This is a genomic window from Streptococcus sp. k-378 (genome assembly GCF_013277505.1).
GTDB lineage: Bacteria > Bacillota > Bacilli > Lactobacillales > Streptococcaceae > Streptococcus > Streptococcus pseudopneumoniae.
Map to the genome: position 1 here is coordinate 1 of NZ_VMNC01000044.1, position 6,665 is coordinate 6,665.

At 42.6% G+C, this 6,665-nt stretch carries 6 protein-coding genes; 4 read left to right on the forward strand and 2 right to left on the reverse strand.

What is annotated here, in order from left to right; genetic code table 11:
• Positions 1–213: 213 nt before the first annotated feature.
• The 4 genes from adhP (at position 214) to HT719_RS05195 (ending at position 4,224) form a co-directional block, all read left to right on the forward strand.
• On the forward strand, positions 214–1,233 hold the full coding sequence (gene adhP, locus HT719_RS05180; protein ID WP_172928466.1) for an alcohol dehydrogenase AdhP: 1,020 nt from the start codon (positions 214–216) through the stop codon (positions 1,231–1,233).
• Positions 1,234–1,468: 235 nt separating this feature from the next.
• The gene (locus tag HT719_RS05185; RefSeq protein ID WP_000021972.1) at positions 1,469–2,458 is read left to right on the forward strand and encodes a PTS sugar transporter subunit IIB; all 990 of its coding nucleotides are present in this window, start codon (positions 1,469–1,471) and stop codon (positions 2,456–2,458) included.
• 27 nt (positions 2,459–2,485) lie between these two features.
• Positions 2,486–3,289 (forward strand): PTS mannose/fructose/sorbose transporter subunit IIC, encoded by an 804-nt coding sequence (locus tag HT719_RS05190; protein WP_000022715.1) that lies wholly within the window; start codon positions 2,486–2,488, stop codon positions 3,287–3,289.
• Between the two features lie 23 nt (positions 3,290–3,312).
• Complete coding sequence (locus tag HT719_RS05195; RefSeq protein ID WP_000136861.1) at positions 3,313–4,224, forward strand: PTS system mannose/fructose/sorbose family transporter subunit IID; 912 nt, start codon at positions 3,313–3,315, stop codon at positions 4,222–4,224.
• A 161-nt stretch (positions 4,225–4,385) separates the two neighbouring features.
• Here HT719_RS05195 and pepC read toward each other — a convergent pair whose 3' ends face one another.
• Positions 4,386–5,720: an aminopeptidase C gene (pepC, locus tag HT719_RS05200; protein ID WP_050971442.1), complete on the reverse strand. Its 1,335-nt coding sequence runs from the start codon at positions 5,718–5,720 to the stop codon at positions 4,386–4,388.
• A gap of 111 nt (positions 5,721–5,831) precedes the next feature.
• Positions 5,832–6,554 (reverse strand): pseudouridine synthase, encoded by a 723-nt coding sequence (locus HT719_RS05205; protein ID WP_119947943.1) that lies wholly within the window; start codon positions 6,552–6,554, stop codon positions 5,832–5,834.
• Positions 6,555–6,665: the final 111 nt, after the last annotated feature.

Here is a 6,665-nt window from a genome sequence, read left to right on the forward strand (position 1 = left end):
TTGATTTCATATTACTATTGTATAATGCTTTTTTATTTTAGTTTAGTATTAATCGATTGTTCTACTTTTTGCCTCCAAAACCTTGGAAAAGGCTTTCTTTTGTAATATACTTCACATATAAATACAAGAGAGCTCGTCACACTCGACTCTGTTGACACAAAATCAATCCAGTCCCGTTGTCCCTGTTCTCGGTCAATATAAAGGAGGATAGCTATGAAAGCTGTTGTTGTAAATCCAGAAAGCACTGGTGTTGCTGTTGAAGAAAAAGTACTCCGCCCACTTGAAACTGGGGAAGCACTTGTAGAAATTGAATACTGTGGTGTTTGCCACACTGACCTCCACGTTGCCCATGGCGACTTCGGTCAGGTACCAGGACGTGTCCTAGGTCACGAAGGTGTTGGTATCGTTAAAGAAATTGCCCCAGATGTGAAAAGCCTTAAAGTCGGTGACCGCGTCAGCGTTGCTTGGTTCTTTGAAGGATGTGGTACTTGCGAATACTGTACAACTGGTCGCGAAACCCTTTGCCGTACAGTAAAAAATGCTGGCTACTCAGTAGACGGTGGTATGGCTGAACAGTGTATCGTAACTGCTGACTATGCTGTCAAAGTTCCTGACGGACTTGATCCAGCCCAAGCTTCTTCTATCACATGTGCTGGCGTAACAACCTATAAAGCGATTAAAGAAGCAAAAGTTGAACCAGGTCAATGGGTTGTTCTTTACGGTGCTGGTGGACTTGGAAACCTCGCAGTTCAATATGCTAAAAAAGTATTTAATGCTCATGTCATCGCAGTTGATATCAACAATGACAAACTTGCCCTTGCAAAAGAAGTAGGTGCTGACATTGTGATTAACGGCCTAGAAGTTGATGATGTACCAGGACTCATCAGGGAAAAAACTGATGGAGGAGCTCATTCAGCTGTCGTAACTGCTGTATCTAAAGTTGCCTTCAACCAGGCTGTTGACTCCGTTCGTGCTGGTGGTCGCGTTGTCGCTGTCGGTCTTCCTTCTGAAATGATGGAACTCAGCATCGTTAAAACAGTCCTCGATGGAATCCAAGTCATCGGTTCTCTTGTCGGAACTCGTAAAGACTTGGAAGAAGCCTTCCAATTCGGTGCAGAAGGTTTAGTAGTTCCAGTTGTTCAAAAACGTCCAATAGAAGATGCCGTAGCCATTTTCGACGAAATGGAAAAAGGTCAAATCCAAGGACGTATGGTACTCGACTTCACCCACTAATCTAATAGAAACCTATTTTAAAAGTTGGAATGCGCTTCCAACTTTTTTATATTAAATTTTTAAATGTGGATTCAATATTACTCCTCAAAAAACTCAATATATCAACATCCAAAAGTAAAAGTTTTTTTAATTTTTTATGATAAATAGTTGCTTTTTACATGAAAACGGTTTATACTTAAACAGTCTTAAAGTTTTCTTAAATGAAAACTAAAACAAAAAAGGAGGAATGACAATAATGAGTATCGGAATCATTATTGCGAGCCACGGCGAATTTGCTGCGGGTATTCATCAGTCAGGATCTATGATCTTTGGTGAACAAGAAAAGGTTCAAGTTGTGACCTTTATGCCAAATGAAGGTCCTGATGATCTATACGCTAAGTTTAATAACGCTGTTGCTGCATTTGACGCAGAAGATGAGGTTCTAGTTTTGGCTGACCTTTGGAGTGGTTCTCCATTTAACCAAGCTAGTCGCGTGATGGGAGAAAATCCTGAGCGTAAGTTTGCCATCATCACAGGACTTAACTTACCGATGTTGATTCAAGCCTACACAGAGCGCCTCATGGACGCTGCTGCAGGTGTAGAAAAAGTCGCTGCGAATATCATTAAAGAAGCCAAAGATGGCATCAAAGCTCTTCCAGAAGAGCTAAATCCAGTTGAAGAAGTTGCAAGCGCTGCAGCTGCTCCAGTTGCCCAAGCTGCTATCCCAGAAGGAACTGTTATCGGAGACGGTAAATTGAAAATCAATCTTGCCCGTCTTGACACACGTCTACTTCACGGTCAGGTTGCAACTGCTTGGACTCCAGATTCAAAAGCAAATCGTATCATCGTTGCTTCAGATAACGTGGCTAAAGACGACCTTCGTAAAGAATTGATTAAACAAGCAGCTCCAGGTAATGTCAAGGCTAACGTGGTTCCAATTCAAAAACTGATTGAGATTTCAAAAGACCCACGTTTTGGAGAAACACATGCCCTTATCTTGTTTGAAACACCTCAAGATGCCCTTCGTGCCATCGAAGGTGGCGTGCCAATCAAAACTCTTAACGTTGGTTCTATGGCTCACTCAACAGGTAAAACATTGGTCAATACCGTTTTGTCTATGGACAAAGAAGATGTTGCTACATTTGAAAAAATGCGTGACTTGGGTGTTGAATTTGATGTCCGTAAAGTACCAAATGATTCTAAAAAAGATTTGTTTGACTTGATTAACAAAGCCAATGTCAAATAAGCCATTATTTATGAAAGGATTTTAAACATGTCTATTATTTCTATGGTTTTAGTAGTCGTTGTAGCCTTCTTTGCAGGTCTTGAAGGCATCCTCGACCAGTTCCAATTTCACCAACCACTTGTAGCCTGTACCCTTATTGGGCTTGTAACAGGTCACTTGGAAGCAGGGATTATCCTCGGTGGATCGCTTCAAATGATTGCCCTTGGTTGGTCAAATATCGGTGCTGCTATCGCTCCTGATGCTGCACTTGCTTCTGTCGCTGCTGCCATTATCATGGTTCTTGGTGGTGACTTTACTAAGACAGGTATCGGTGTTGCTCAAGCGGTTGCTATCCCTCTTGCCGTTGCTGGTCTATTCTTAACTATGATTGTTCGTACAATCTCAGTTGGTTTGGTTCATACTGCAGATGCTGCCGCTAAAAAAGGTGACTTCGGCGCTGTGGAGCGTGCGCATTTCATCGCGCTACTTTTCCAAGGACTTCGTATCGCGCTTCCTGCAGCTCTTCTCCTTATGGTACCAACTGAAACTGTACAAAGTATCCTTAGTGCCATGCCAGACTGGCTCAAAGATGGTATGGCTATCGGTGGTGGTATGGTCGTTGCCGTTGGTTACGCCATGGTTATCAACATGATGGCAACTCGTGAAGTATGGCCATTCTTCGCTCTTGGTTTCGTTCTCGCTGCTGTGTCAGATATTACTCTAATCGGATTCGGTGCTATCGGTGTTGCTATCGCTCTTATCTACCTTCACCTTTCTAAAACTGGTGGAAATGGTGGCGGAGGAGCCGCAACTTCTAACGACCCAATCGGCGATATCCTAGAAGACTACTAAGATAAGAAAGGACTGAAAACATCATGACTGAAAAACTTCAATTAACTAAATCAGATCGTAAAAAAGTTTGGTGGCGTTCAACCTTCTTACAAGGGTCTTGGAACTTTGAACGGATGCAAAACTTGGGCTGGGCTTATACACTCATTCCAGCTATCAAAAAACTCTATACTAAAAAAGAAGATCAAATCGCTGCTCTTGAGCGTCACCTTGAGTTCTTCAACACTCATCCATACGTAGCTGCTCCAGTCATGGGGGTTACTCTTGCGCTTGAAGAAGAACGTGCTAACGGTGTGGAAATCGATGACGCTGCTATCCAAGGGGTTAAAATCGGTATGATGGGACCTCTTGCTGGTATCGGTGACCCAGTATTCTGGTTTACAGTACGCCCAATCCTTGGATCTCTCGGTGCTTCACTTGCCCTTACTGGCAATATCTTGGGTCCGCTCCTCTTCTTTGTTGCATGGAACTTGATTCGTATGTCATTCTTGTGGTATGTTCAAGAGATTGGATACAAGGCTGGATCAGAAATCACGAAAGATATGTCTGGCGGTATCCTTCAAGACATCACTAAAGGAGCTTCTATCCTTGGTATGTTCATTCTTGCTGTCCTTGTTCAACGCTGGGTAAATATTAAATTTGCTTTCGATGTTTCTAAAGTTCAACTAGATGAAAAAGCTTATATCCATTGGGATAAATTGCCAGAAGGGTCTAAAGGTATCCAAGAAGCATTCGCACAAGTAGGACAAGGATTATCTCAAACACCTGAAAAAGTTACTACTTTCCAACAAAACTTGGATATGTTGATTCCTGGACTATCAGGACTACTCCTTACTTTACTTTGCATGTACTTGCTTAAGAAAAAAGTATCTCCAATCACTATTATCCTTGCCCTCTTCGCAGTGGGTATTGTGGCACATGTTCTTCACATCATGTAATCAAGCAACTAAAAAGGAACCAGGTTCTAAAATCTGATTCCTTTTTTCTAGGCTTTTATACTCAATGAAAATCAAAGAGCAAACTAGGAAGCGAGCCGCAGGCTGTACTTGAGTACGGCAAGGCGAAGCTGACGTGGTTTGAATTTGATTTTCGAAGAGTATTATTCTGCCAAGGCTCCCATTGGATCCCAAGGTGCAAGCACAATTGGTTCTGCTTCATAGGCAGCTTGTTCTTCTGCTGTCAGCAATTCCTTACGAACAACGATTTGGTATGTGTATTCGTCCATCCAAGCGTCTGAGGCAACAAAGTAACCATCTGTACCGACCTTGTCTCCCCATGAGTTTTCAACCTTCCACTTGGTTGATTTACCATTTTCGTCCAAGTCAACACCTGTCAAGACCATGGCGTGGGTCATCAAGCTTTCGCTATAGTCCAAACGTCCAGCCTTGTCTTGAGTAAGTTTAATGTCCATGCTTGATTCAAAGTCATAAACATCTGTCGCAAGGATTCCAGCTTTGCGGTTGCTGAGCTGGCCAACATCAGAACCAAACCAAACAGTCTCACCTGCTTGCATTTGGGCAATCGCCAATTCTTTCAAGCGCTCCATTGGAACGTTGATGTAACGAACCGCACGGCTACCAACGACATTTCCCAACATCTCAACTGTGTAAGATTTACCGTATGGTTTATCAGCAGTTGGAGCATTGATAACAGAAACGTAGTCTTCTAAAGGAAGATTGACATATTTCTTGTAAAATTCCTGTGGAGTAATACCTTTTTCGCTTTGGTAGTTATTATCCTTATCACGATAAGCAAAGTCAAATTTACGTGGTGGTAGTCCTAGTGACATGGCAAGGAAGTTAAAGATCTCTTGCAAGAGGTCTTCTTTCTTAGCTTGAACAGTCGCTTGGTCTGCGCCAGAAGCTAGTAAGTCACGCAAGATTTGAGCATCTTGGCGCAGCAATTTGTTAAGGATTGCATTTAGCTCACGGCTGCTACTAGATGAAACAGACTCAGGATAAACTGACTTAGGCACGACACCGTATTTTTCAAAGAGGGAAACGACCATATCCCATTGACCACCATCTTGTTGTGGTATTTGGAGTAAGAAGCTAACCTTACGGCTCGTCAATTCTTGGTCTGCAGTCGCAATGACTTGCTCCAAGAACCAGTTTGATTTCTCATACTTGTCCCAGAAGAAAGTGTGGGCTTGTGACAACTCAAAGTTCTCCAATTTGTATTGCGAGATGAGTTTGTGGCGAAAAGTGTTGAGAGCCGCAAACATCCAGCAACGACCAGACGCTTTCTGGTTAGTGACCTTGTCCTTGGTTAAATCCAATGAGAAAACAGGTGTGTTGTCTACATGGCTTTGGCGACGTTCCAGAGCTGCAAAAATTCCGTTGTGGCTAGCAGCATTTTCAATCGCTTGGTATTTTACATTTGCTTCATAGTTGGCAAATAGTTTATCAGTAAATGATTCTTGAATCGCGTTCATAGATTCCTCCTTTTATTCTACAGTCTATTATAACTCTTTTCACAAAGGAAGCAACTAAAAAACATAAAAGGCAAGGACATTCTTCCTCACCTTTTTCAAATATAAATCAAATTAAGCAATACTAGCAAGGAGAATTTCTAATTCTTCCTTGGTCAAGCGACGCCATTCCCCTCGTTCCAGGTTCTCATCTAATACTAAAGTTCCCATAGTCAATCGTTGCAAGTCCACCACTTCCTTGCCACAGTAGCCCACCATACGCTTGACCTGATGAAACTTTCCTTCTGCAATAGTCACACGGATTTGGCTCTGATTCTTTTCTGCATCTGTGGAAAGAATCTCCAGTCTAGCGGGTTGACAAGTAAAGTCTTTGAGAGGAATACCCTTGGCAAATATCTCCACATCTTCTTGTGTCATAATTCCCTTGACCTGAGCCAGATAGGTCTTATCCACATGACGCTTGGGTGAAAGAAGAGCATGGGCAAGCTGACCGTCATTGGTCAGGAGCAGGAGTCCATGCGTATCGATATCCAAGCGCCCTACTGGGAAAACTTCCTTGCTCCGAGCAATATCATCCAACAAGTCCAGAACGGTTCTGTGCTTGGGATCCTCAGTCGCTGAGATAACTCCTTGGGGCTTGTTCATCATATAGTAGACAAACTCTTCATACTCCAACACTTGCCCATCAAAGCGAATCTCATCTCTTTCTTCATCAATCTGCAATTTAGCTGATTTTTCTTTTTTACCATTTACAGTCACGCGCCCAGCCTTGAGCAAGTTTTTGACCTCAGTCCGACTTCCCACCGCACAGGCAACTAAAAATTTATCTAATCTCATAGAACTATTATATCATATCAAAAGGAGGCTAGTACAATGACCAACCTCCTTTTCGTTTCATACTCTTCAAAAATCTCTTCAAACCGCGTCAACGTCGCCTTGCCGTATATA